Here is a 26,033-nt window from a genome sequence, read left to right on the forward strand (position 1 = left end):
AGCGTATTTACACTGCTGAAAAAGCACGCAAATAAACTAGGGTCTATTGACTTTTGCGGATTATAATTTGTTCAAACGAGGGGCGGTTTAATCGCGGCGCGAAGTTTGTAACCTAGTGGGCTAAGTAAAAACCGAGCAACAAAGAGTAAATCGCCCCTAGGCAGAACCCTTCGGGCAGCGCCTGTTTGGTATTGATGCTGCGTTATCGCCTATTTGTGGGGAACAACCACACCACATAGGCTCTGCCTTGCCTAAATACCAAACAGACTGCTGCAAATTTAACCTTGAAAGGTCAACAGACCCTAATAATAAGAGATCTAGCCAATGAAAAAAGTGCTGGTAATTGGCTATGTATGGCCAGAGCCCAATTCGTCTGCTGCGGGTACGCACATGATGTCGTTACTTAATGCGTTTAAATCGCAAAACTGGGATGTTGAATTTGCTACGCCTGCACAACCTACAGAGCACATGGTAAATCTGAACGATTACGGCATCACCAGTCAAAGCATCGCACTTAACTGCGATAGTTTTGATGATTACGTTAAAGCCTACAACCCAGATATTGTTATGTTCGACCGTTTTATGATGGAAGAACAATTTGGCTGGCGCGTAGATAAGCATTGCCCAAATGCACTTAAAATTTTAGACACCGAAGATTTACAATGCCTGCGTAATGCCCGCCATGAAGCCCATAAAGGTGAGCGTGAATTCAACCATAGCGATTTACTATCAGACATAGCTAAACGTGAAATAGCCGCTATTTTACGCTGTGACTTAAGCTTAATTATCTCAAGCTATGAGATGGAACTACTCAATGAAGTGTTTAAAGTTGAGCCTAGTGTGTTACATCATTTACCATTTATGGTTGATTTAAGCGCCTTACCTGAGCAAACTAAATCGTATGAGCAGCGCCAACACTTTATGACCATTGGTAACTTCAGGCATGCCCCAAACTGGGATGCGGTACTGTATTTACAAAAAATTTGGCCGCTTATCCGCAAACAACTACCACAGGCAGAACTGCACATTTATGGCTCTTACCCGCCACCTAAAGCCACCGCACTTAATAACCCTAAAACCGGTTTTTTAATTAAAGGCTGGGCAGATGATGCTTATGAAGTAATGCAAAGCGCGCGCATTTGTTTAGCCCCGCTTCGTTTTGGTGCTGGCATAAAAGGCAAACTTTTAGAGGCCATGATCATGCAAACCCCAAGCGTCACCACGCCAATAGGTAGCGAAGGTATGCATAGCCATTTACCATGGCCTGGGGCTATCACTCAAAATGCAGAAGAATTTGCAAACGCTGCTGTCTCAATTTATACCAATCAGGCTGAGTTTATAGCTGCACAAAAAGCTGGTAATGAGTTACTTCATACACTTTATGATAAAGCGCAGTTGAGCGACAATTTAATCGAAAAAATTCAATTAGTAAGCCAAAATTTATCGGCACACAGAATGAAAAATTTCACCGGTCAAATGCTAAAACATCACACCATGCGCAGCACACAATACATGTCGCAATGGATAGCAGAAAAAAATAAAAAATAACGGTGAGAAATGACTAGACAGACGGCGATTTGTGTTTAAAATCGCCGCAAATAAACTTGGGCAATTTTAGCATTATTGCCTATATTTTTAGCTTAGTTATTTAATAGTTGGTTCAAAACAAATTTGAAAACCGCAACGTTTACAGAAAAACGCAAATTTATCGTTAAATTGGGCAAAATGCTTCATAAGTACGGTACACCGGCATATCGCCTAGAAGCCCATTTAATGGAAGTGGCGACTTACCTCGGTCTTAAATCATCGTTTGTCATGTCGCCAACATCGGTTACCTTTGTTATTTGGACTGATGGTCATGAAGATGAATACACCCATGTAGCCCGTGTAGACCCTGGCGATCATGACTTAGGCTCACTTGCAGATACCGATGATCTCGTTAATAAAATGCTTAATGATGAATTAACGTTGCAAGAAGTTGATCAGCAACTTGATATCATTTTTGATGCCCCAAACCCTTACAATAGAGTGATTACAGGTATTGCCTTTGCTACCTCTGGCGGCGCATTTGCAATGCTTATGGGCACCAGTTGGAATGACGTGCTGTGGTCTGGTTTATTAACCTTTGTTGTTTATTTATTTGTGCTGTGGTCGGCTCGTTCCAAGCGCGTTGCCCACATGTTAGAGCCCTTAGTGGCCATTGTTTCAGCGGTACTGGCGTGTGCCATTAGCGTTCATTTAGATGCGCATATTAATATTCGTTTAATTGTTCTGTCGGCCATTATTGTGTTTATTCCAGGCCTAGCACTGGCACTTGGTTTAGCTGAACTCGCAGCGCGGCATTTAGTATCTGGCACAGCACGCGTTATGGACTCGTTTATGTTGCTGTTTAAACTTTATTTTGGTGCATTTATTGGTATTGCTATTGGCTTTGCTATTTTTGGCCAAGCTGATTTTGTACAGCCAGAGCCACTGCCTAAATGGACAGCTTGGTTGGCTATATTTTTACTATGTAGCAGCTTAATTGTGATATTTAGAACTAAGTTTAAACATGCTGCTTGGTCTATTGCTTCAGGATTTATAGCCTACGGCACCAGTATTGGCTCCGCCATGTATTTAGATTACACGCTGGGTACCTTTGTTGGCGCATTTTCAGTGGGCGTATTTAGTAACTTATTTAATCGAGTTGCTAATGCCCCTGCTTCCATTGTAGCTATGCAAGGCTTAATTGTGTTAGTGCCGGGGAGCAAAACGTATATCGGTTTAAACTCACTCATTGAAGGTCAAGACTTTGTTTATGCTGAACATATTGGGCAGCAAACGTTTTTAATATTTATGTCACTGGTGGCAGGACTTATTTTTGCAAACGTGGCGCTTCCTCCTAAAAAGAGTCTATAAATGTATGCGCGGTATTGCACAAGAATCACTTCACTTAACGTCCTCTTTTGAGGATTAATCGCATTTTTTAGTATATTGGTTACACATTGTTATAATGAGGTAAATCTTATAAAGCAAAGGAAATAACAATGCTAAAAACTAGCTTAGCGCTGGCAATTGGGCTTTCAAGCTCAGTTGCATTTGCGCAATCGGCCATCACTGTTGAAGACATTCCAAAAATTAAATCTGTGATCCAAACCAGTGTTAGCCCAGATGGCGACAACGTTGCGTTTACACGATCGTTACCGCGTACATTATATGTTGATGAGAACGGCAGTAATTACAGTGAACTTTATGTTGTGGATGATAAAGGCGTTGAACGTCCTTTTATTACCGGCTCGGTTAACATTAAAAGCATAGAATGGTCAAACGACAGTAAAACAATTTACTTTTTAGCGAAATTAAAAGACGATAAATTTACCTCGCTTTACCAAATACCTGTTGATGGCGGCCAAGCACAACCTGTTCTTGCTTTAAAAGACACATCAATTTCAAGCTACAAATTAAGCCCAGACAACAAACAGGTGGCTATTTTAGCGATGCCTGCAGCAGACAAGTCAGAAAAAGAACTTAAAAAACTTGGCTTTAAAGCTGAAGTATATGAAATGGGCTTAAAGAACAAGCAGCTTTTTATTGTTGACTTAGCTAAAGCGGATAAACCACTTACCCCCACCGCACTCAACGTTGATAATTACGTGAGTGATGTTAACTGGGCAGCTAATGGCGAAAAACTACTGGTTAAAACTCAACCTACCGCATTGATTGATGATAAATACACAAAATCTATGTGGCATTTGTTTGATATTGCTAGCAATAAAGTAACCTTATCGTTTAAAACTGAAGGCAAGCTAGGTGATGCAGAACTGTCGCATGATGGTAAATACATTGCTATTTTAGGTGCAGAAGATAAGCACGACCCTGCAACAGGCCGCTTATTTATTGCTGACACTAAAACCGCTGAAATCACTGAATGGTTACCTGACTTTATGGGTCACGTTGTTGATTTTGAATGGTCGCATAAGCGTAATACTCTTAACTTTATTGCCAATGTAGGCACGCAAAGTTTTGTAGCGAGCATTAAAACGGGCTCTAATAAATACAAAAAATTAGTCAAAGAAGGTGAATTTATTGCCTCACAATTAAGTGTTTCAGATTCAGATAAAACACTCGCACTTCGTGGTAATACCGCAAAACACCCTAACGAAGTGTTTATTGTGCGCAGCAATAAAGCAACACGTTTAACCGATTCAAATAGCTGGTTAAATGATAAACGCTTTGCCAAGCAAGAAACCATTACCCTTAAAGCACGCGACGGCGTTGAGCTTGATGGTGTGCTTGTTTACCCATTAGATTATGAAAAAGGCACACGCTACCCGCTTATTATGTCGGTACACGGTGGCCCTGAAAGCCATGATAAAGACGGCTGGGTCACTAACTACTCACGCCCAGGTCAAATGGGGGCAGCACGTGGCTATGCTGTGTTTTATCCTAACTACCGAGGCTCTACAGGAAAAGGGGTAGATTACTCAAAATTAGGCCAAAACGATTACGCAGGTAAAGAATTTGACGATTTAGTTGACTTTAAAAATCACCTTGTTGATATGGGTTTAGTAGACACTAAACGTGTTGGTATTACTGGGGGATCTTACGGTGGTTATGCATCGGCATGGGGCGCAACAAAACTAACCAAACACTTTGCTGCAAGCGTTATGTTTGTGGGTGTCACCAACCAACTGTCTAAATTTGGTACTACTGATATTTCTAACGAAATGAACCTAGTTCATGCGCGTTCATACCCATGGGATAAATGGCAGTGGTACTTAGAGCGCAGCCCTATTTACTGGGCAGGCCAATCTGAAACACCTCTGCTTATTATGCATGGTAAAGACGACCCTCGCGTTCACCCTGCACAATCTATGGAGCTTTACCGCTACATGAAAGTGCAAGGTAAAGATGTACGTCTTGTTTATTACCCAGGTGAAGGTCATGGTAACCGTAAAGTGGCAGCGCAATACGACTACAGCTTGCGTTTAATGCGCTGGATGGACAACTATTTAATGGAAGGCAAAAAAGAGATGCCTGCGTTTGAAATTGACCATGCTGCTAAGTTAAAAGAAGTCAAAGACGCAAATAAATAAGCACTTACAAACGCGTTTAATTTTAAAAGGCCAACATAAAAATGTTGGCCTTTTTTATAGGTCTAAATTGGCGAGCACGCATCCTTAGTGACATAGCACAGCTTATGTTAAACTCTCGGCAATTATTTTGTTAACTGCTAATTTTACTGCCATGTCAAACTCTGCTAGCTGCTTTACCGTTTTTGATCAAAACGTCGATTCCCTTGCTCTGCCTGAGCAGTTTACATTTCCATTTTATTATAAGCCGCACTCTTTGGCCGTTGCCGCTGCACAGCAATTACAACAGCAATTAAAAAAGCTCGATAAGGCTATTTTAGATACGGATGATATTGATGCGGGTAAAATGTTTGGTGTGCTAGTCGTTCAAAATCAGGCGCAAAAACTGGGGTTTATTAGCGCCTATTCGGGGCAAATAGCGGGCATAGATGAGCAACTGAATTTTGCACCTAATGTGGCACTTAAACACATAGACGATGCTGTATTTAGTCAGCAAAGCCAAATCATTAACGCCATTAATGCGCAAATTACGGCATTAGAAAACAGTGAAGATTATCAAGCCATTGAGCAGCAATTAGCTACAGCACGTAAAAATTATGAACAGCAACTTGTAGCCAAACAGCAAGCCATGCAAGTGACCCGCAAACAGCGAAAAGAGCAACGCCAAACTGGCCAAGAGCAACTCAATGCCGATGACTTTGAACAACTTAAAACAACCTTAGCTGGGCAGAGTATTGTTGAGAAAAAACAACTGCAGGCATTAAAGCAAGACTGGCAAACGCAAATTACAGCGCTTGAGCAAACCCAAGCAGCTATGCTGGGTGAAATTAACGGATTAAAAAAGCGCCGCAAAACACTCTCAAAAAACCTACAAAAGAACTTATTTGCTCAATACCAATTTTTAAATGCACACGGTGAAGTGACCGATCTGAATGCTATTTTTGCCAAACTTCCTGAGCACACTCCACCTTCGGGAGCGGGGGATTGCGCCGCCCCTAAATTATTACAATATGCATACAAGCACCATTTAAAACCAGTGGCTATGGCCGAATTTTGGTGGGGTGCACCGCCTAAATCAGCGATTAGGCATCACTTACATTATTACCCATCGTGTTATAGCAAATGCCAACCGATTTTAGGTCATATGCTAAAAGGCTTAAATGTTGAAGAAAACCCATTACTAACAAATCCAGCAAAAGGGAAAGACTTAACTATTGTTTATCAAGACGATGATTTACTGGTAATAAACAAACCCGCTGAATTTTTATCGGTGCCAGGGATTAATATTGATGACTCAGTGTACATGCGTATTAAAACTCAGTTCCCCGCGGCTTCTGGCCCACTTATTGTGCATCGGTTAGATATGTCGACCTCAGGGCTGTTAATTATTGCGCTTAATAAGCGCGCACATAAAGCGCTGCAAAAACAGTTTATTGAACGCACAATTGAAAAGCGTTACGTTGCTTTAGTGGCGGGCAATATCACTGAGAATAGCGGAGTGATTAATTTACCTCTTGTGCTCGACTTTGATGATAAACCACGCCAAATGGTGTGTTATAAAACTGGTAAACCTTCGTTAACAACATGGCATGTACTGGAGCGCAAAAACAACACCACCCGACTGCAGTTATACCCTAAAACAGGGCGCACACATCAGTTACGGGTACATTGCGCTCATCAATTAGGTTTAAATACCCCGATAGTTGGCGATACTCATTATGGTGAGGAGGCAGAGCGCTTACATTTACATGCCGAGTATTTAGCCTTCACCCACCCTATTTCTCATCAACGTTTAGAATTTGAAGTAGCCGCTGATTTTTAAATCAGCGATACTAAAACTCCTCTCTGTTTTAAAAAGCCTTGCCATTTTTTTATATTGCAAAGTCGGTAACCTTTACCGTTGCAATATAGAAAAATTTACCTGCATTATGCAAAGCTTCTACTTATAAACAATAAATAGCTATATATTTCAATTTATTAAAAGTTGGCATTAGCTTTGCTTTTATAAAAACAAGTATTTATTACAGTCCACTTTATTTGATTAAAAGCGCCAATAAGCGCTTTTGATGACACACAGTAAATGGGTAACTAACCGTTTACTGTGTACAACAGAACTTCCTACACTCCCTGTGTACTTTATTGGTTATAGGCTAACGCTTATAACCATTTTTTTTGCCTTTATTATTTAATCGTAAATTTTACGTCTTGATCGCGTAATAAATAAAGCGCAAAACACGCAGCCCACATCGGCCACGCCGCAAAAAACAGTAAATTATTAAAGCCATCAATGTATTGATTATATGAAGAAAGCGTAGATAAACCATGCATTATAAAAATAGCACCGTAAGTAATACGTTTTTTAATACCGACCAAAAATGCTATTACTAGCAATAATTGCAGTGCACCTAAAATATAAGCAATAGTATCGGTAGAGCCACTGATCCCATAAAAATGTTCAAAAATTCGGGCGCTATGCCCCGGATTTACAAATTTATCTAGCGTCCACATTACCATCACTATAAACACCCCTAACCGAAGCGATAATAAAGACCACTGCAAACGATTTTGTACATCAGTATTCATTGAACCTGTCATAAAATTTCCTTAAAAAAGATATAAATAAACTAATAAGCAATAAAGACCGTACAAACTCCCTTTTATTTCATAATAATTGTAAATAGCTGTTAAGCTTGTTTAATAAATCGATTAACAAAGCAGCTATTTTTAATATTTTAATAAATAACAATATTGTTAAATTGCTGAAAGTTATTTTTAAGCCTTTCGGTCTTTTATAACCATCAACATACAATTACAGAGAGAAAACGTTTGAAATATTCATCCTTGGCCGTATCTATAGCCGCTTTATTAAATACACCCGCTATTGCTTTTGCTACAACAAAGCCTGTAACAGAAAATGCTATAGAGCGTATTGAAGTAGCGGGCCAAAGTTTAAATTCTCAAGGACTTTCTGTTAAAGATGCGACCATAAATGGCCCCTTTGGCGATAATTTAGCACTGCAAGATATAGCACGTTCAGTCACGCCTATTTCAAAAGAGCTAATAGAACAACTTAACATTACCACCTTGCAAGATGTACTTGCTGTGAGCCCTAATACGTATGCCGCCAGTGGCTTTGGTGCACCAAGCTTACCCACTATTCGTGGCCAATTAGGTGAGCTTTTTCAAGATGGAACTCGTCGCCAAGCAGGTAATAACGGCTTTGGTGTGCCGTTATCATTTAACGCGGTAGAACAGATAGATGTAGTTAAAGGCGCTCCTCCAGTATTGTTTGGTTCAAGCCAGCGCAATGGTGGTTTTGTAAATTTACACTCTAAGCAAGCCTCAACTGAAGAACACAAAGGTAAAGCGAAGCTCTCTGCGGGTCGTTGGGATCAATACACCGCTCAGCTTGATTACACCGCACCGATTGTAAAAGACAAAATTGGTTTTCGTGTGAGTTATGAACACCTTGATCATGGAAGCTACTACGATTACTCAGGGACTAAAAGTGACAGTCTTTTTGCAGCACTGCGAGTATTGCCTGATGATAAAAGCAGCTGGGATATTAACTTTGAGCTATATCAGGTTGAGTTTACCGACAACGCAGGTATTAACCGCCCTACTCAAGCACTCATCGACCATGGCCTTTATATTACCGGCCAAGGCGTTCAAGCAAACGGCAGCACAGTACCCGCAGCGGGTTCAATTGTATCTCCAACGGGGTTAGTTAACATTGATCGCAGCACGGTACTTACCGATCCTGATAACCAAAACGAAGCCACTACTTACCTATTACACAGTATTTATAAGCGCGAGCTTTCAGATAAAGCGTCGCTTAAAAATATTAGTTATTTTCAGCACTTAAAACGTGATGAAGTGGCTCAAAACAGTTTTGTTGAAATTATAGATGGTGCCGATACCGCACAAAACCGCACTGAACTAACGTATCAATGGAATAATGAACAGCAGACTATTTTAGCCTTTGATGTACGCTACAACAAAGTACTTGGCTACAGCCAATTTACCACCGAGGCCGACACGCCAATTGATTTAACGGGCTCACTTTCAAACCGTCGCATTCCATTAACCGATGCGCAAAAAGCACGCTTAGTTGAGCTGCGCCCCGGTGTATTTGTATCCCCAGGTGGTCAATACGATATAAACGGCGATGGCAGTGGCGATTTTAACTTATCAGACACCACAGACTCGCGTTCTTGGCAAACTGGCTTTGCTATACAACAAGACTCACAGTGGACAAAGAAACTGCGTACCAGTGTGGGCTACCGCGTTGATTATTATGATGTAGAAGCACACGATCCCATTGCACCACAAGGACAAATAGCAGCCAGTGATAGCATTAACGACACACTGCAATCTGGCCAAATCAGTTTTAATTACAAGCTCAATACTGATTTTACAAGTTACGGCGCAGCAAGTTATAACGAAGCGACTTCAAATAGTATGGCCGGTGGTAACACCTTAGGTGGTGACAACACGATTAGTGCGCAAAACTTTGCAACCGAAAACACGCTGGTAGAATTTGGCTTAAAATATGCGCCTACCAACAGCGATTGGTATGCTGATGGCGCCCTATTTAGCCAGCGCCGTAGTTTACGCAACCGCGATGGCAGCAATACCGGTATTCGTACCTCAGGTTTTGAAGGCCAAGTATTTTACGACGCTTACCCATATTGGTTAAGTGCAGGTTATAGCTATATTGACGCGCGCTACGATAACTCTGCGACTGGCCAAGACTCGGCGCAAATTGCTGATGCGTTTGATAACTCACGCCCAGATATTATTGCCGGTAATGGTATAGGCGCGCCAAGTTATACAGCGTTTGCCCCTTCAAATAGCCAAGTACAAGGTATTCCTGAGCAATCGTTAAGCGTTAATGGTAGTTATTCAATTAATGAGAAATGGCAGGCAGGTTTTTCAGCTTTATATACAAAGAGTTACCCGCTAGATTTTTTACAAACAGTGAAAATTCGTGACCAATACACGTTAAACGTCAATACCAGCTACGCGTTTACGCCTAGCACTAAGTTGCGATTAGATGTGAACAACGTCACAAATCAAGATAACTGGCGTCCAGTGTTTGAAGGCGGCTATTTTGGCGCAACATTAGCATTCCCTGAATTACCAATAAACGCCAAGCTTACCCTAACGCATAACTTTTAAGCCCAAGAGATAATATGATTAAAAAACTATTGTTAGTATTGATTGCAGCAGCCGGTATTGGCATGTTCTTTCATTTTAATTTGCACCAGTTACTTACACTCGATGGCTTAAAAGGGTCGATGGATCAGTTTAACCAATACAAAGCGCAATCGCCGTTGTTAGTTATTGGCGGGTTCTTTTTGCTCTATGTGGTAGTAACGGCTCTCTCTTTACCCGGCGCAGCTATTTTAACATTGGCCGCAGGCGCATTATTTGGCTTAGTAGAAGGCTTACTGGTGGCGTCGTTTGCCTCAACGATTGGTGCTACCCTTGCCTTTTTAGTGTCACGCTATTTATTACGCGACACCATTAAAAAACGGTTTCCTGAGCGTCTAGCTGCTATCGATAAAGGCGTAGATAAAGAAGGCGCTTTTTACCTTTTTACTTTGCGTTTAGTGCCGGTATTTCCGTTCTTTTTAATTAACCTATTGATGGGCTTAACCGCTATTAAGTCGTGGACTTTTTATTGGGTGAGCCAAATTGGTATGTTGGCAGGCACCTTTGTATTTGTGAATGCCGGTACTCAACTTGCACAAATTGAGCGTTTATCGGGCATTTTGTCACTAGATTTAATTCTGTCATTTGCTCTATTAGGTGTATTCCCACTGATTGCGAAAGCGATTTTAAATGTATTTAAAAAACGACGGGTTTATAAAAACTACACTAAGCCCAAAAAATTCGACCGTAACATGATTGTTATTGGCGCGGGTGCAGGCGGCTTAGTTACCAGCTATATTGCCGCCGCAGTAAAAGCCAAAGTCACTTTAATTGAAGCCGGCGAAATGGGTGGTGACTGCTTAAACACTGGCTGTGTGCCTAGTAAAGCGATTATTAAAAGTGCAAAAATAGCACAGCAAATGCGCCATGGTGAAAACTATGGCCTTGAAAACACTACACCGCAGTTTTCCTTTAAAAAAGTAATGGCACGTGTACATCAAGTCATTGCTGATATAGCCCCGCACGACAGCGTAGAGCGCTACACAAATTTAGGTGTGGAGGTTTTAAAAGGCTATGGAAAATTGATTGACCCGTGGACAGTAGAAATTAAACTTAACGATGGCAGCACGCAAACTCTTACCGCTCGCACACTTGTTATTGCCACCGGTGCTCGCCCGTTTGTACCGCCACTGCCAGGTATTGAAGAAACCGGTTACGTTACCAGCGATACTTTATGGAGCAAATTTGCCGAGCTCGACGAAGCGCCCAAAAAACTGGTTGTTTTAGGTGGGGGCCCGATTGGTTGTGAGCTTGCACAAAGCTTTGCCCGTTTAGGCTCAAGTGTGACGCAAGTTGAAATGGCTGAGCACGTTATGATTAAAGAAGATGTTGAAGTGTCAGCTTTTGCACACCAATCACTGGCCGATAGTGGCGTTAATATTTTAACCTCGCACCAAGCGCTGCGCTGTGAAGCACGCGAGGGTAAAAAGTACCTCGTGGTGAAACACAACGACACCGAAATTGATATTGAATATGATGAGCTACTGTGTGCCGTTGGCCGAAGCGCACGCCTCAAAGGCTATGGCCTTGAAGAGCTTGGTATAGAAACTAATCGCACCATAGTAACTAACGACTACTTAGAAACACTCTACCCTAATATTTTTGCCGCAGGCGATATTGTAGGCCCGTACCAGTTTACTCACGTTGCGGCTCATCAGGGGTGGTACGCGGCGGTTAATGGCTTATTTGGCCACTTTAAAAAGTTTAAAGTAGATTACCGTGTTATTCCATGGACCACCTTCATTGATCCAGAAGTCGCGCGCGTAGGCCTAAACGAGCAAGAAGCAATTGATAAAGGCATAGACTATGAAATCACCCGCTTTGAGTTTGAAGAGTTAGACCGCGCCATTACTGAGAGCGCCAATAATGGCTTTATTAAGGTGATCACCCCTAAAGGAAAAGACAAAATACTCGGAGTTACTGTGGTTTCTGAGCATGCAGGCGATTTAATTGCTGAATTTGTTTTAGCCATGAAACACGGCCTTGGCCTTAATAAAATTCTAGGCACAATTCACAGCTACCCAACATGGGCAGAAGGCAACAAATATGCCGCTGGTGAATGGAAACGTAACCATGCTCCACAAACTGTTTTAAACATGCTTGAAAAATACCATTCATGGCGCCGAGGTTAAGCCTTTGTATACGTTATTGAAGCTTTTAGTTTTAAGTGCACTACTGGTCACGGCGTTTAAAAGTAGTGCACAAAACCTGCACGATAGTTGGAACACGCTATTAACTAAACATGTTGTCGCTATTAATCATGGGCACAGCACTGAGGTTGATTACGCTGCAATTAAACACGAGCATACCCAATTAAAAGCATATTTAAATACGTTAACAACCATCACACCAGGTGAATTTAACACGTGGGACAAACACAAACAGTTGGCGTTTTTAATTAATGCCTATAATGCCTTTACCGTTGAACTAATATTAACACAGTATCCTAATATTCAATCAATCAAAGAGTTAGGTAGCTTTTTTAGTTCACCGTGGAGTAAAGAGTTTATTTCGCTGCTAGGTAAAACACGCAGCCTTGATGATATAGAGCATGAGTTAATTCGTGGTAGTGGTAAATACAACGACCCGCGTATTCACTTTGCAGTAAACTGCGCCAGCATTGGTTGCCCTGCACTTCGTGAAGAAGCCTACTCGGCAGATAAACTAGAAGAGCAATTACACCTGCAAACTGTTCGTTTTTTGTCAGACAACACCCGCAACATGGCAACAGGCAATACTTTAAATGTATCGTCTATTTTTAAATGGTACGGCGGTGATTTTGAACAAGGCTTTAAAGGAGCAAACACATTACACCCGTTTTTAGCACAATACGCTGATGCATTAAAACTGCTACCCGCTCAACAAGAAGCGCTGCAAAATAATGACATGAAAATTAAATTTTTAGATTACAACTGGAATTTAAATGCACGTCGTTAAGCCAATACAAATACTCAGCCGATATTGTTTTTTGAGTATTGCTTTGTGCATTGCTTTAATTGCTAGCTTTAAAACCATGGCAACCTCTCCCTCTGATACTCGCTGGCAAACTATCCAAAGCCAAGGTAAAAACCAACCCGTTTATTTTTATGCATGGGGCGGCGATCCGCAAATAAATGCCTACATTCAATGGGTGGCTGAGCAGGTCAAAGCGCAATATGATATTGAATTAGTGCATGTAAAATTAAGCGATACCAGCGAAGCAGTAAGCCGAGTATTAGCAGAAAAATCAGCCAATAATCACGTTCAAGGCAGTGTCGATTTAATTTGGATCAATGGCGCTAACTTTGCCGCTATGAGTAAGCATGACTTGCTGCTTAAAGACTGGGCCCAGACGCTGCCAAATTTTGCATTAACCGATCCTAATAATAACCCCGCGGTAAACTTTGATTTTGGTTTGCCTACAAACGGGATGGAAGCGCCTTGGGGGCAAGCGTCGCTCACTTTCTATTACGACAGCCTAGCAATAGATGGCAGCACAACGAATCAATTACCCACCACCCTAAATCAGTTATTAACTTGGAGCGCGCAAAACCCTGGGCGTTTTAGTTACCCAAAGCCGCCTGATTTTTTAGGCATGAGCTTTTTAAAATACGCTTTAGTGGTACTACATAACAACAACGATGATGAATTAAAAGCACAGCTAAACCAGCCAGCTACAGATAAAAACACCACTGAGGTGCTCAACCCTTTGTGGGTATTTTTAAATAAATTACACCCTACGCTTTGGCGTAGCGGCAAACATTTTATGCAAAGTGGCGCACAAATGCGCCGCTTAATTGACGATACTGAGCTTAGTATCGGGTTTACCTTTTCAGCGCCAGAAGTGCCCGCTGCAGTACAACGCTTTGATTTACCCACCAGCACCCGCAGTTATGCTATGCATGATGGCAGTTTAAGTAACACCCATTTTGTAGCAATACCGTATAATGCAAGCCATGCACAAGGCGCACAGTTAGTCGCTAATTTTTTATTAAGCCCTCAAGCGCAAGCTCATAAACAAAAGCCCACTATTTGGGGCGATAAAACCGTGTTGATCCAATCAATGCTAAATACCCAGCAACAAGCCTTATTTAAAACCACACAACCGCACCCAAGTGCGCTGCCTTTTAATAGCATAAAACGCACACTCAGTGAGCCTCACCCAAGTTGGGTTAATGCCATAATGCAAGGTTGGCAAACGCGCTATGGGGTAAGTCAATGAATAAAGTACCCGCTTCAAATAGCCTATTTACCTTTTTGGTCAAACTAAGTCCTTACTGTTTGGTTGCATTGCTTACTTTACCCGTTTTAGGGGGGGTAATCGGCGTGCTTTTACCTGCCTTTGGTTGGGCGCCGGCACTCAATGAAACAAATATTGGCTTAGCAGGGTTTAACGCATTGTGGCAAACGCCTGGATTGACTCACATGGTAGGGCTGAGCATACGAACAGGGCTTATTAGTACCTTGATCGCGTTTATGCTGATGATCATTATGCTTGGCGCGTTTTTTAATAGTGTGTGGCTTAAACGCATTGAATATATTTTAAGTCCAATATTGGTTATTCCGCATGCCGCTGCCGCGATTGCGGTGAGTTTTTTAATTGCGCCATCGGGGTTATTTACTCGTTTAGTTTCTCCATGGTTAACTGGCTGGCAATTAGCGCCAGAAGGCGCGTTACCTTACGACGCTTTTGGCTGGAGCATTATTATTGGGCTTGTGCTTAAAGAGTTACCTTTTTTACTACTGATTGCATTGGGTGTTTTGGCGCAACCCGAACTTGGTAAAAAGCTACGCAAGCAGCATCAAATTGCGGTTAATTTAGGTTATTACCCTATGGTGGCGTTTTTTAAAGTGGTGCTACCCAGTTTATACCCACTGTTACGTTTACCTATTTTTGCAGTACTTGCTTATGCCAGCGCCAGCGTTGAAATGCCACTCATTCTTGGCCCAAATACCCCTCCCACTTTAGCCGTTGCTATAATGCACTGGTTTAACGATGTAGATTTAAACCTGCGAATAAAAGCCTCGGCGGGTGCCCTGTTACAATTAGCGGTCACTGTTGGACTACTCTTAACGTGGCTATTGCTTGAAAAAATCATTGCTCTAGTTTTTAAGCAATCACTTATTAATGGCCGCCGCCAGTATGCACATCAATTGATCTGCACATTTACTCATGTTTTCACGAGTCTAATTTTAATTTTTATTGTTGCTGCGCTAATTGGGTTAGTGATGTGGTCAATAGCGGGCTATTGGCGTTTTCCGGATACCGTGCCCTCAAGCGTGGTATTTCTGCATTTTCAACATGCATTTACACAAATACATACTCCCTTGTTTAATACCTTAATAATAGGGGTAATAAGTACGCTGTTTGCTATCACTATGGTATTGCTGTGCTTAGAAGCCGAGCAGTTAAACACGAAACCCATGTCGAAATGGACACAGTTAATTATTTATCTTCCTTTATTAGTGCCCAGTATTGCGTTTTTATTTGGTATTGTGTGGTTACAACAACTGCTCAATAGCCAGCATGCCTTTTTTAATGTGATATTTGTGCACGTTTTATTTGTTTTACCGTATGTTTTTTTATCTATTGCCGATAGTTACAGGCGTTTAGACCCTCGATTAGCGCGCGTTGCCGCAAGCTTGGGGGCAAGTCCCTGCAAGGTGTTTTTACAGGTTAAATTGCCACAACTATTCGCCCCTATTTTAATCGCGATAGCGCTTGGACTGGCGATTAGTTTTGGCCAATATTTATCTACACTTTTAGCCAGTGGCGGGCGTATAAGTACCATTACCACCGAAGCCGTAACCCTTGCTAATGGCGCAAGCAGGCGCACCAGTGCAGTTTACGCCATTTTTCAAATGGCGTTGCCGCTAATTGGTTTTGGTGTGGCATGGGTGTTACCTAAATACTTTTTTAAAGCGCGCGCTTAACTATAAAACCATTAAGGCTATTTAATGCAGTCATCATTACACATCAAAGATTGTCAGCTTTATCGTCAAGGCGAGCTGTTACTAAGCTTAAACGAGCAAGTAAATGGCGGCGAAATACTCACCATTATGGGGCCATCGGGCAGTGGCAAGTCAAGCTTATTAAATTGGCTTACAGGCTGTTTGCCCAAAGACTTTAGGGCACAAGGCGAAGTATGGCTAAATGATCAAAATATAGATAACACCCCCCCGCATTTACGCCATATTGGGGTGCTCTACCAAGACGCTTTATTGTTTTCGCATTTAACAGTGGCAGGAAATATTGCCTTTGCTATGCCCAAAGGCAATAAAAAGCAGCGTCTTGAAAAAATAGACCACGCCCTAGAACAAGTTGGCTTAACAGGATTGGCAGCCCGCCATCCCGACAGTCTATCTGGTGGGCAGCAAGCGCGTGTTGCACTGCTACGCATGTTGCTCAGCGAACCTAAAGCTATTTTACTCGACGAGCCTTTTAGTAAACTCGACACCCAATTGCGTGTTAATACCCGCGAACTGGTGTTTAGTCAAATACGCGAGCATAAATTGCCTGCCATTATGGTTACACACGACCACAGTGACGCCGAGGCAACAGCTGGCAAAGTGATTACTTTAGGCACTGATGCTTAAAACCTGACTCATATTCAAGGCAATACGTATGTTAGATAAATTTGTTACCCCCATTATAAAGCCACTACTAACACCGGTTGTTATGCTCATTAATAAAAGCGGCATTACAGCTAATCAACTCACTGTTTTTGGTTTTTTAGTGGGTATGTTTGCCGTGCCTTTACTTGCCTTTGAAATGTGGTATGGCGCATTAATCGCCATTGCGTTGAATAGAATTTTAGATGGACTGGATGGCGCATTAGCCCGCTATGCTAATCAAAGTTCTAGCGCGGGTGGGTTTTTAGATATTACTCTCGACTTTTTATTTTACGCAGCGATTCCACTGGGCTTTATTTTGGCTAATCCAGCACAAAATGCCATTGCAGGTGCTATTTTACTGGCTACTTTTATAGGTACCGGTTCCAGCTTTTTGGCCTTTGCAATTGCCGCTGAAAAATTTAAACTCGACAAACCACAATTTAAATATAAAAGTTTTTACTACTTAAATGGCTTAACCGAAGGCACAGAAACCATTGCCTTATTTGTTGCCTTTTGTATCTGGCCGCAGCACTTTGCCATAATGGCCAGCTTATTTGCTGCAGCTTGCGCCATAACGATTTTCACCCGTATTTATGGCGGTTATCACACATTAAAACAACAAGAAACTAATATCAGTAAAACGGAGGCTACCAATGGATAACGAATTATGGTGGCGGCTTGGCTGTTTTGTAAGTATTTTAGTCATAATGATGCTGCTTGAGTGGCAAGCCCCTGCACGGCAATCGCCCATAAAAGCCACTAAACGTTGGGTTGCGAATTTTGGTCTTGTATTTACCTCTTCAGTGATTGCTCGGTTAGCGGTTCCTTTAGGGTTAACCGCCGCCGCGCTTTATAACCAAGAACATAGTATCGGTGTGTTTAATCAACTAACTATGCCTCTTTCAGTAGCAATTATACTTAGCCTGCTGTTGCTAGATGTACTGATTTATTGGCAACACAGGTTATTTCATAAAATTCCAGTTTTATGGCGTTTACACCGTGTTCACCATGCTGATGCGCACGTAGATACAAGCACTGGGCTGCGCTTTCACCCTATTGAAATAGGTCTTAGCATATTGATAAAGCTTGCCGCCATAACTGCTCTTGGCGTGCCCGCCATTGCAGTACTTATATTTGAAATAACACTCAATGGGTTAGCACTGTTTAACCACGCAAATATTCGCTTGCCAAACGCAATAGAAAAACCACTGCGTTTAATCCTGATCACCCAAGCGCTGCACCGCATACATCACAGCCAAAACCCCGAAGAAACAAACAGTAACTTTGGGTTTAGTGTTACTTGGTGGGATAGACTTTTTGGCAGCTATAAATCACAGGCAAACCAGCCTGATAAACGTATTGCACTTGGTTTGAGCCAATACCCAAACCCCGAACAAAATTCATCCTTGTGGCAATTGTTAATAATGCCATTTAAAAAATAGCAATACGGCTAATGAAAACGCCCATGTACACCTTTTAAACCTTTATTTATAACATTACTTGGGCGTTTAACCGTTCCTGTTAACAAAAACACCCTGTTAAAAGTAAATCAATTGTAAATTATTTAAACAAATTCTTGACCCAGTTAAAAATCCCCCATATTATTTGTAAGCGCTTACATTTATCACACATAAAAATGTAAGCGCTTACAAAAATGAAAAAATCAACAAATACACTATATTCTGACAATAATCAGTTGAACGGGGTTCAGTTATGAACATTAAAACAACACGCATTACTCGCCTTTTGGCTGCTATTTCATTAGCATCTCTGGCGGGTTGTGGTGGTGACGCAGCAACCACTACTACAGATATTGAAAAAGTAAACCCTACTGAACCAGTCTCTGACTGGCGTATGGTATGGAACGATGAGTTTGACAGCACTAGTATTGATACTAACAAGTGGAACTTTGAATTAAACTGCGCTGGCGGTGGTAACAACGAGAAACAATGTTATACCGACAGTGAAGAAAACGCCTTTATTAAAGACGGTGTACTAAACATAGTCGCCTTACCTGCAGAAGAAGGCGCAGAAAAACCATACACATCAGCCCGTTTAAACACCCGTTACAACGCAGACTTTACTTATGGCCGCTTTGAAATGCGTGCAAAGTTGCCTTCGGGTCAAGGTAGCTGGCCAGCTTTTTGGATGATGCCAACCGATGAAGAATATGGTACTTGGCCGCGCTCTGGCGAAATTGATATTTTAGAAGCGGTAAATTTAAAAACAGTTGCTGAAGATGGCACCGTTGAAGCTAATATTCATGGCACACTTCACTATGGTCGCGAATGGCCAAATAACTCAAGTTCTGGTAAAGCGTATACATTCCCTGAAGGGATGAATCCTGCAGACGATTTTCATACTTACGCAATTGAATGGCAAGAAGGCGAAATTCGCTGGTACGTAGATGGCTATTTATACGCCACTCAACGTCGCTCTGAAGTTCGTTACAATTCAAAAGATGAACCTGTTGGCTTAAAGCATAAAGGTTGGTTTGCTGAATACTTTGAACAAGGTAGCGGCGAGCTAACAACGCATTGGGATAATGCCCCATTTGATAAAGACTTTTACCTTATTTTAAACAATGCTGTTGGTGGTGATTGGCCTGAAAACGTAAATAACTTAGGCGTTGACGCTGCAGCATTTGCAGAAGGTCAAAGCTTTGAGATTGATTACGTGCGTGTTTACGAATGTGCCTCTAACCCAACCACAGGTAAAGGCTGTGAAACAGTCCGCCCAGGTTACGACAACTTAGAAGATGCACTTGTTGAAGGTAAAGCCCCTGTACCTACCCCGCCAAGTGATGGTGTTGCAAAGAATCTTGATATTTTTGATGGCAGCTTAAATGCCAACTGGATCGCATGGGATTGTTGCGGTGGAACCACACCAGAAACCATTACCGATGCTGACAAAGGCGAGGTAATTAAGTTTAACATTAACGATAATAACGGGACTGTGCTTGGGTTTTCTACCCGCGGTGGTCACTTCCCAGATGATTTTACTGGCACTTCATCTCCATTTGATGCATCACCTCTACTTGATTTAAATGGTCGACTCACCTTTGATATGAAAGTAGTAACCCCGCCAACATCTTCAACTACTTGGTTATTAAAAGCTGAAGCGGGTGATGGTGGTCCTAATACCGGCGATGTAGCCCTTAGCGATAGTAATGAAGGTGTTACTCCTGTTACTGGCCAATGGCAAACCTATACATTCCCACTTTCTTTACTACAAGAAAGAGGCTTAGATTTAAGTGCCATTGATGTATTAATGGTATTTCCAACATGGCAAACAGGTGCAGGCGCTGAGTACTTAATTACCAATGTTGCGATTGAAGGCGATGTTGGTGAATCACCATCTGTAGACCTATTCACAGACGGACAAAACTTAGATTGGCCAATGTGGGATTGTTGTGGCGGTTCAACACCAATTGAAGCAATGGACGATGAAGAACACGGTTTAACAGCAGAGTTTAGCATTGGCGAAGCACCCACTGTAATAGGCTTTAATACTCGCACCTCAGCCGGTGGTAGTGGTAAACCATTTGATGCAACAAGTATTTTAGAAAATGGTGTACTACAGTTTGATGTAAAAGTAATGTCAAATCCAAATGATCCAGCAGCTGTTTGGACAATGAAGATTGAATCTAATGAAGGCGATACAGCGGCAGAGCTTCCATTAACCGATGCTGGCGATGCACCTGTTGTAGGTGAGTGGAAAACTTATACCTTTACATTCGCTGACTTAGCGGGCGCAGGTTTAGATGTTAGTGCCATTGATGTAGTGATGATATTCCCAGCATGGGGCACAGGTGAAGGTGCGGTTTACCGAGTTGATAACGCTAAAATGTACGATCCGAGTGCATCAGCAGGCGATGAAATCACTATTTTCCAAGATACTGCCGCAGATATGTGGAGTATTTGGGACTGTTGTGGTGGCTCTACACCGACTGAAGAAACTGACGATGCTGAACACGGCACAGTGGCTGAGTTTGTTATTGGTGCTACACCAACAGTAATGGGCTTTTTAGCTGACGAAGGGGTTTCTTTTGATGCATCAGCAATATTAGCAAATGGTGTTGTGCAATTTGAAATGAAAATGGTGACACCACCAAATGATCCTGACTCAGTGTGGACATTTAAAATTGAGTCAACAGGTGCAGCAACGGCGGTAGAGCTTCCTCTTACACAAAGCGTTGAAGGTGAAGTACCGGTTATTGGGCAATGGCAAACATACACGTTTACAGTGCAATCATTATTTGATGCAGGTTTAGACATTAGCGATATCAATGTACTGATGGTTTTCCCAGCGTGGGGAACAGGTGAAGGTGCAGTTTATCGTATCGACAATGTGGTTATCGCTAACCCATAAACCCTAATTCAGTGGTAGGTACTAAATTAAAAGTACCTACTTACCGTAATAAATTAAGTAAAAGCAGAGCAATTATGAACACAAATAAGTTTAAAAAAAGCCCACTAGCGGCTTCTGTGTCACTTATCATCGCTGCAAGCACATTTAACTTCGCTTATGCTGCGCAAGAAAATACTGCCGAACCTGAACTAGAAGTTATTGAAGTAAAAGGTATTCGTGGCTCTCTCATTCGTTCAATGGACGTAAAACGCGATGCATCAGGCGTGGTAGATGCCATTTCTGCTGAAGAAATGGGTAAATTTCCAGATACTAACTTAGCTGAATCGCTACAACGTATTACGGGTGTATCGGTGAGTCGTGCAAACGGTGAAGGTAGCCAAATTACCGTACGTGGTTTTGGCCCATCATTTAACCTTGTAACACTTAACGGCCGTCAAATGGCAGGCACCGGTTTTACGCGTTCATTTAACTTTGAGAACTTATCATCTGAAGGCGTTAGTTCACTTGAAGTTATGAAAACAGCGCGTGCGGATACACCAACAGGTGGCCTTGGTGCAACTGTAAATATTGTTACCGCTAAACCTCTACAAAAGCCGGGTCAGCGCTTTTCATTGATGGCTAAAGGCATTCACGATACATCGGTAGAAGAAGGTGATGAAGTAACACCTGAAATTGCAGGTATTTACAGCAATACTTTTGCTGACGAAATGTTTGGTTTTTCAGCTAACTTTTCATACCACCGCCGTGATTTTCAACGCCAAGCAGCCAATGTACGCTCTTGGTTAGTCAACCCTAACCTATCGGTTGATGCTGAAAACATAATTGATAACCGTCCAATGGATGCAGATGGTAACCCAGCTAAGCAGTTTTTCGATCCAAATGCTGGGGATAATGGTGAGTTTGTATCTGCCGCTTTCTTCCCACAAGAAGTCAGCTTTTCAAAAGATGATATTCAGCGTGAACGTTTAAATGCGCAAGCCACTTTTCAGTTTGCACCAACAGATAACTTAACGTTTACACTAGATCATACAATCTCAAATGCAACAACAGGTAATAACTCACTATCGTGGGGTATTTGGAACGGTTCGTTTGGTGGTAATGGTAATGCCTATGAGCTAGATGAAAATGGCACCGCTATTTACTATAACTCAGCCGGTGATGATGCCTCATTCACGGCATTTCGTGAAACTGCCGAGGTAGACTCAAAAGCAACCGGTATTAATGTTGAATGGTTAGCAACAGAAAACCTTAGTTTTAACTTTGATGCCCATACTTCAAAAACCACAACAGATAATGGCAAAGATCCTGGCTTAAACTCCAATGCCCGTATTATTTTGGGCTCAGCAGAGTTATCTACTAAAGAATACTTTTTCCGCGAAGGCGATGTACCGGGTTTTAATATTAATTGGAACAACGGCACACAAGAAGTAAGTCCAAATCAAATTGGTTCTAACTTCAGTATTTTTACCAGAACACCAGGTGAGTCAGAAGTTTCTCAAGTACAATTAGACGGTAAATTATTTACTTATACAGATATTGGTCTTGAAACCGTTAAATTTGGTGCGGCTTACACTAAACAAACACTCAGTGGTTGGGGCGGCTCTAATAACGCCAATGCACCTGGCTTTAACAACGGTACATTCGCTGAAATTTTCCCAGATGCGATGTTCGAAAGGGTTGATTTAAGCGGATTCCTTGATGAATTTTCATTTGGTCCTAACGGCGTAGCGCCAGGTTATGCTTACACTTATGACCTTGATGAAGCATTTGCTCGTCAAAGTGCTTATTTGACCGAAGACGTAATTGGTAGTGATTATTACCGAATTGGTAGCTTTGATAACTTCCCAACTAACGAAGTAGAAGAAGAAACCATTAGTGTTTACCTTTCTAGCAACTGGGTATTTAACGTCAGCGACTACGACGTATTTGTAAACTTAGGTCTTCGTTATGAAGAAACTGATATTGTAAGCCCAGCAAAAAGTCGTGTAGCGGAACAAGTTTACTGGGCAGGCGGTTCAGAGTGGTTAACTCAATTTGCCGCTGGTGGCGAATTAGTTGAAGTAGACTATGAAGGACAATACGACTTACTACTTCCTATGATTGATATTAAAGTCGATCTTACGGATGACTTAGTAACCCGCGCATCATGGGGACAAACAATCACCAGACCAACTCTTGGCGATATGTTAGGTAACTTGGCTTTAACACCATCACCTAAATTAAATTCAAGAAGTGGTAGCCGTGGTAATCCAAACTTAGAGCCATTTAAATCAACTAATCTAGATTTAAGCCTTGAGTATTATTACAGCGAAGGCAGTTACGCTGCTGTCGGTCTATTTTGGAAAGACGTAGATAATTGGATTGATAACACCCAGGTAAAAACTACCTTTGAAGGTTTACATGATGTGTATTTAGGTGAGCGTTGGAACAATGCAGTAGCCGCCATTGAAGGTCGTGGAGATCAAGCAACTGACACTGCAATTTACAATGAAATTGTAGCTAATGGCGTAGGCATTGGTGAAAACAACCGTATATTACCAGATCCAGCGACTGATCCGCTGATTGAATGGACCATCAATTCACCTGAAAACGTTGGTTCACGTAAAGTAAACGGTTTTGAATTTGCTGTTCAGCACTTGTTTGGCGACTCAGGCTTTGGTGCAGGTTTTAATGCCACCGTTGTTGATGGTGATGTAGAGTACGATAACTACTACCTTGCCTCTCAAGCAGTATTAGCTGGTTTAAGTGATTCTGCAAACATACAAGGCTTTTACGAAAAAGATGGCTTATCGGTGAAAATTACCGGTGCATGGCGTGATGAGTACTTAATTGCGCAAGGTTTACCTGACTCAGGTGCTACGGCTCCTCCACAATACGCAGAAGAGTACTTACAGTGGGATATTAGTGTGAACTACGAAGTTAACGAAAGCACAACGGTATTCTTTGAAGGTGTGAACTTAACCAACGAAACCGAGCGTTCATTTAGCCGCTTCGAAAGTCAGTTCTTAAGCGCGGCTCAATACGGCCCTCGTTATGCCTTTGGCGTTAGATACTCTATGGGCAATTAGTACATTGCCCAAATACAGTTTTTGATTACCCCTTATAGTTGAAAAGTCAAAGCCGCTCATTGAGCGGCTTTTTTTATAACTGTTTAATTTTTTCTAATAGCTTATCGGTTGTCCAATCAATATCGTTATAGGCAATATCGGGTTTATAATAATCGCCCTTTCCTCTTGCTCTATTCACATACACTTTATTAGGCACTATCACTTTACCTAAACCTGAGGGTAACTCAGCTAATCGAACATCCATATACAGTGAGTCAGCACTGCTTGGCGCGCCAAATAACTGAGTGTTTGAAAACTGCTTAAATACATCGATGGCATCAAGACACGCACTTGCACACTGTGGCGGTACAATAACAAGAATCGGTGTTTTAAAGTCACTCACTGGTACCGTACTTTCGCTTAGGTTTGATTTATTTTGCAGCTCTTCAATGTAAAATGGCTTATTATTTTCAAGTGATTGCGCCATACCTGCTGCTATTTCTTTAATCAGTTCATGAACTTCAGGTTGATCTTTTACCACGTCAATTAACGATTTAACATAGTTGGTATTGTCTTTTGACGCTCTCCACCAAACCCGGCTATTTTGTGAGTAGCTATCCATTTTTTGTTCAACAACCTGCTCACCCCACAACGCTTTTGCAAGCGTTAAGCTCCAATACGACGAGCCACCTTGGTTATGACGAAGATCTAAAACCACCGTTTTTGCACTGAGTAACTTAGTACGTTGACTCGCCACTTTCTTATACAGGTTATTGTAATCATGAGTTTGCTTATCGTTATTTGCAAAACTGGGCATAGCAATCCACGCTATGTTTTGCGCAGGCCAAGTTAAATCGGTTGTAAGCTCATCCCCATTATAAGCATGTGTTAAATGCTTACTTACACTCTTTGGCCGAACAGACCAATCAAGGGTTTTACTGTAAGCTTGCCCATTAGCTTTAACAAATTGACATTCTTTTAGAGGTGTTAAAAAGGGGTTGCCCTCATCAATTAGTAACCGCCAACCTTGCTGCCACCAATGCCCAGGTTGTGTAACCTGTCCATGAAATTTAAACACTCTTTGTCGCATTAACGTCTCGGTACTTTGTCCATCGCATCCACTTATCACATCACCTTTATTTATATTATCTGTTTCACTGTAATACACTTTTAATGCATCACCCCGCCAAACGGCACTAAAACCAGGCCAACGACGAGCAGGTCGTTCAACGCTTGAAAACACACCTGCATGACCATCTTGTAGCACAGTACTAAAACGCGCAATTGCCGCAACATGAACCTGCGGCCCACTCGCTTTGGCAGACAGTGCAAGTGCTTCTGCTTTTGCTTGCTTTAATAGCTCAGGAAAGACTGGGTTGTTAACATCAAACATACCGGGGTGGTTTTTTGCCGAAATACTGTAAGCAGCTTCAATATCACGTTCAGTAACACTGCGCCATTGCTCTGGTGTTTGAGGAGTAACTGCTAATTCTGCCATGCTCAAGGTAGGCGTAATTAATAAAGCACTCAATAAAGTACGGCTAACTATTTTTGTTTTTATGTTCATGAAAATCCATTTTAAATTAGGTTATATAATTACTGTAAACTCATTTGGTGGAACTAAAAATACCTTAAATCAAATAAGTATCAGCAAATTATTTTTATAGCAGTAACTTAACAACATTAAAAGCAGCTAACAACGAGTAAGATTTGAAATGAACTGGCTTTAAAT

At 41.7% G+C, this 26,033-nt stretch carries 16 protein-coding genes; 14 read left to right on the plus strand and 2 right to left on the minus strand.

Going from position 1 to position 26,033, the window contains the following annotated elements; translation table 11 throughout:
* Nucleotides 1-324 precede the first annotated feature (324 nt).
* The 4 genes from BM380_RS05170 (at nucleotide 325) to BM380_RS05185 (ending at nucleotide 6,894) form a co-directional block, all read left to right on the plus strand.
* Entirely contained in the window at nucleotides 325-1,548 is a 1,224-nt protein-coding gene (locus BM380_RS05170; RefSeq protein WP_090493329.1) for a glycosyltransferase, read from the plus strand.
* Between the two features lie 123 nt (nucleotides 1,549-1,671).
* Complete coding sequence (locus tag BM380_RS05175; RefSeq protein ID WP_028834183.1) at nucleotides 1,672-2,898, plus strand: threonine/serine exporter family protein; 1,227 nt, start codon at nucleotides 1,672-1,674, stop codon at nucleotides 2,896-2,898.
* A gap of 128 nt (nucleotides 2,899-3,026) precedes the next feature.
* Nucleotides 3,027-5,075, plus strand: a complete 2,049-nt coding sequence (locus BM380_RS05180; RefSeq protein ID WP_090493332.1) for a S9 family peptidase — start codon at nucleotides 3,027-3,029, stop codon at nucleotides 5,073-5,075.
* A 151-nt stretch (nucleotides 5,076-5,226) separates the two neighbouring features.
* Complete coding sequence (locus BM380_RS05185) at nucleotides 5,227-6,894, plus strand: pseudouridine synthase (RefSeq protein WP_090493587.1); 1,668 nt, start codon at nucleotides 5,227-5,229, stop codon at nucleotides 6,892-6,894.
* Between the two features lie 359 nt (nucleotides 6,895-7,253).
* On the opposite strand, the gene BM380_RS05190 is transcribed toward BM380_RS05185, so the two are convergent.
* A complete protein-coding gene (locus BM380_RS05190) occupies nucleotides 7,254-7,667 on the minus strand; it encodes a hypothetical protein (RefSeq protein WP_090493334.1) in 414 nt (137 codons plus the stop codon).
* Between the two features lie 231 nt (nucleotides 7,668-7,898).
* On the opposite strand from BM380_RS05190, the gene BM380_RS05195 reads away from it, so the two are divergent.
* From BM380_RS05195 to BM380_RS05240, 10 genes are all read left to right on the plus strand, one after another.
* Nucleotides 7,899-10,253: a TonB-dependent receptor gene (locus BM380_RS05195; RefSeq protein WP_090493335.1), complete on the plus strand. Its 2,355-nt coding sequence runs from the start codon at nucleotides 7,899-7,901 to the stop codon at nucleotides 10,251-10,253.
* 14 nt (nucleotides 10,254-10,267) lie between these two features.
* Nucleotides 10,268-12,421 (plus strand): FAD-dependent oxidoreductase, encoded by a 2,154-nt coding sequence (locus tag BM380_RS05200; protein WP_090493337.1) that lies wholly within the window; start codon nucleotides 10,268-10,270, stop codon nucleotides 12,419-12,421.
* The gene (locus tag BM380_RS05205; protein ID WP_090493589.1) at nucleotides 12,402-13,226 is read left to right on the plus strand and encodes a DUF547 domain-containing protein; all 825 of its coding nucleotides are present in this window, start codon (nucleotides 12,402-12,404) and stop codon (nucleotides 13,224-13,226) included. The genes BM380_RS05200 and BM380_RS05205 overlap by 20 nt, the downstream gene beginning before the upstream one ends.
* A complete protein-coding gene (locus BM380_RS05210) occupies nucleotides 13,213-14,490 on the plus strand; it encodes an ABC transporter substrate-binding protein (protein WP_090493339.1) in 1,278 nt (425 codons plus the stop codon). Before BM380_RS05205 ends, BM380_RS05210 begins: the two co-directional genes overlap by 14 nt.
* The gene (locus BM380_RS05215) at nucleotides 14,487-16,202 is read left to right on the plus strand and encodes an ABC transporter permease (RefSeq protein WP_090493341.1); all 1,716 of its coding nucleotides are present in this window, start codon (nucleotides 14,487-14,489) and stop codon (nucleotides 16,200-16,202) included. Before BM380_RS05210 ends, BM380_RS05215 begins: the two co-directional genes overlap by 4 nt.
* 24 nt (nucleotides 16,203-16,226) lie before the next feature.
* Nucleotides 16,227-16,865, plus strand: a complete 639-nt coding sequence (locus tag BM380_RS05220) for an ATP-binding cassette domain-containing protein (protein WP_090493343.1) — start codon at nucleotides 16,227-16,229, stop codon at nucleotides 16,863-16,865.
* Nucleotides 16,866-16,893: 28 nt separating this feature from the next.
* Nucleotides 16,894-17,544 (plus strand): CDP-alcohol phosphatidyltransferase family protein, encoded by a 651-nt coding sequence (locus BM380_RS05225; RefSeq protein WP_064663767.1) that lies wholly within the window; start codon nucleotides 16,894-16,896, stop codon nucleotides 17,542-17,544.
* Nucleotides 17,537-18,325: a sterol desaturase family protein gene (locus tag BM380_RS05230; RefSeq protein ID WP_090493345.1), complete on the plus strand. Its 789-nt coding sequence runs from the start codon at nucleotides 17,537-17,539 to the stop codon at nucleotides 18,323-18,325. Before BM380_RS05225 ends, BM380_RS05230 begins: the two co-directional genes overlap by 8 nt.
* A 271-nt stretch (nucleotides 18,326-18,596) precedes the next feature.
* Nucleotides 18,597-21,254, plus strand: a complete 2,658-nt coding sequence (locus BM380_RS05235) for a glycoside hydrolase family 16 protein (protein WP_090493346.1) — start codon at nucleotides 18,597-18,599, stop codon at nucleotides 21,252-21,254.
* A gap of 74 nt (nucleotides 21,255-21,328) precedes the next feature.
* Nucleotides 21,329-24,322, plus strand: coding sequence for a TonB-dependent receptor (locus BM380_RS05240; RefSeq protein ID WP_090493348.1), 2,994 nt, complete (start codon nucleotides 21,329-21,331; stop codon nucleotides 24,320-24,322).
* A 73-nt stretch (nucleotides 24,323-24,395) separates the two neighbouring features.
* Here BM380_RS05240 and BM380_RS05245 read toward each other — a convergent pair whose 3' ends face one another.
* Entirely contained in the window at nucleotides 24,396-25,868 is a 1,473-nt protein-coding gene (locus BM380_RS05245; RefSeq protein WP_090493349.1) for a S41 family peptidase, read from the minus strand.
* Nucleotides 25,869-26,033: the final 165 nt, after the last annotated feature.

The sequence above is a fragment of the Pseudoalteromonas sp. DSM 26666 genome (genome assembly GCF_900116475.1).
GTDB lineage: Bacteria > Pseudomonadota > Gammaproteobacteria > Enterobacterales > Alteromonadaceae > Pseudoalteromonas > Pseudoalteromonas tetraodonis.

What these genes read in the sequence shown, in the direction of transcription:
- BM380_RS05170 (WP_090493329.1), top strand. Translation starts at nt 325, where the DNA reads ATGAAAAAAGTGCTGGTAATTGGCTATGTATGGCCAGAGCCCAATTCG.
- BM380_RS05180 (WP_090493332.1), top strand. Translation starts at nt 3,027, where the DNA reads ATGCTAAAAACTAGCTTAGCGCTGGCAATTGGGCTTTCAAGCTCAGTT.
- BM380_RS05185 (WP_090493587.1), top strand. Translation starts at nt 5,227, where the DNA reads ATGTCAAACTCTGCTAGCTGCTTTACCGTTTTTGATCAAAACGTCGAT.
- BM380_RS05190 (WP_090493334.1), bottom strand. Translation starts at nt 7,667, where the DNA reads ATGACAGGTTCAATGAATACTGATGTACAAAATCGTTTGCAGTGGTCT.
- BM380_RS05200 (WP_090493337.1), top strand. Translation starts at nt 10,268, where the DNA reads ATGATTAAAAAACTATTGTTAGTATTGATTGCAGCAGCCGGTATTGGC.
- BM380_RS05210 (WP_090493339.1), top strand. Translation starts at nt 13,213, where the DNA reads ATGCACGTCGTTAAGCCAATACAAATACTCAGCCGATATTGTTTTTTG.
- BM380_RS05215 (WP_090493341.1), top strand. Translation starts at nt 14,487, where the DNA reads ATGAATAAAGTACCCGCTTCAAATAGCCTATTTACCTTTTTGGTCAAA.
- BM380_RS05220 (WP_090493343.1), top strand. Translation starts at nt 16,227, where the DNA reads ATGCAGTCATCATTACACATCAAAGATTGTCAGCTTTATCGTCAAGGC.
- BM380_RS05225 (WP_064663767.1), top strand. Translation starts at nt 16,894, where the DNA reads ATGTTAGATAAATTTGTTACCCCCATTATAAAGCCACTACTAACACCG.
- BM380_RS05230 (WP_090493345.1), top strand. Translation starts at nt 17,537, where the DNA reads ATGGATAACGAATTATGGTGGCGGCTTGGCTGTTTTGTAAGTATTTTA.
- BM380_RS05235 (WP_090493346.1), top strand. Translation starts at nt 18,597, where the DNA reads ATGAACATTAAAACAACACGCATTACTCGCCTTTTGGCTGCTATTTCA.
- BM380_RS05240 (WP_090493348.1), top strand. Translation starts at nt 21,329, where the DNA reads ATGAACACAAATAAGTTTAAAAAAAGCCCACTAGCGGCTTCTGTGTCA.
- BM380_RS05245 (WP_090493349.1), bottom strand. Translation starts at nt 25,868, where the DNA reads ATGAACATAAAAACAAAAATAGTTAGCCGTACTTTATTGAGTGCTTTA.